The organism is Methylophaga sp. UBA5088 (genome assembly GCF_002414625.1).
GTDB classification, from domain to species: Bacteria; Pseudomonadota; Gammaproteobacteria; order Nitrosococcales; family Methylophagaceae; genus Methylophaga; species Methylophaga marina.
The window spans coordinates 1-1,066 of the sequence record NZ_DIAC01000129.1 but is presented as its reverse complement, the minus strand read 5'-3'; the positions used below and the strand labels follow the sequence as shown (position 1 = coordinate 1,066).

Here is a 1,066-nt window from a genome sequence, read left to right as displayed (position 1 = left end):
GAATCATCGACTGCGAGAATATTAGCCATAACAAAAAAGCTCCTTCTTTAACTTTAGTTTTTTTATATTTTATTGTGCGTAAAATGCTTTGATACCCAATCTATCGACAGCTTCACAAAAAAGTTGACTAGGATTTGACCAAATGACTACCAGCCCCTGAAGTTGGGCATTCCGAGAGAATGAATAAAAAAGCTGAATAACGCCCGTGTCGATACGTTCAATATCACTTAAATTAATTTGAATAGCCTGACCTTCAGCCATGGCCATTAAGAGCTGGGCATATAAATCTGCAACTTGTGCGATGGTGACAGACTCAGCACAGTTTATTTCGACAATCGACTCAGCCATTTTTCTATTCCCTCTATTTCTATAGACGATAGATGATGATTTTTCTCACTTGACTCATCTTCACTATTGTTTTTCATATCGTTTTACTAATATCGGCCAGTAATGAGAAAAAATTATCTTGTTTTTCAATTATCTAAAATTTAAGTATCTATATTTATTTATTTCGATTTCTCAACCATGCACTATTGGTATGTTCATCCATTTCAACCTGCTCCCTCTTTAACTGTTTCTTGAGCTCAGTTGCTTCGTAGCGGGCCATTAAAGCATCAATTGCCTGCTCTTTATTTCTTGCTTGCAACCACAGTTTCTGTTGTCTTTCTACATTGGCATTGGCTGATTTAACTTGGGATTCTTGGCTGAGAATAGCCTGATCTAGTTTTGCTAAAAAGCTTCTTAAATCGAGAGCTTTTTTGGCCGTCATGACCATAGGATCATCCTGGCGAAATCGCGCCAAGTATTCGGCTCTGTATTGACGGAGATCATCCAATTGGAATTGCTCCTGTTGAAGTAAGGCATTTTGCTGGCCGAGTTTTTGTAATTCTGACTCCGTTGCCTTTCTTGCCATTTCTATCACGGGATCAAGTTTACGACTACGACTCATGTATTGACTCCACGTTAAGCACGAACATTAAAAACGCCGGGTATTTCCATCCATCAGCATTGGGGCTTGTGATACGTTTTGTTGCTGCTGATTCTGTAATTGCTTTCTTAACTCAAG

General features: G+C 38.6%; 2 protein-coding genes. Both read right to left on the bottom strand.

Going from position 1 to position 1,066, the window contains the following annotated elements; all coding sequences use genetic code 11:
- Positions 1–69 precede the first annotated feature (69 nt).
- Positions 70–348, bottom strand: coding sequence for an STAS domain-containing protein (locus B4K20_RS15795; RefSeq protein ID WP_289283651.1), 279 nt, complete (start codon positions 346–348; stop codon positions 70–72).
- Between the two features lie 154 nt (positions 349–502).
- The gene (gene fliJ, locus B4K20_RS15790; protein WP_289283650.1) at positions 503–949 is read right to left on the bottom strand and encodes a flagellar export protein FliJ; all 447 of its coding nucleotides are present in this window, start codon (positions 947–949) and stop codon (positions 503–505) included.
- Between the last annotated feature and the right edge of the window lie 117 nt (positions 950–1,066).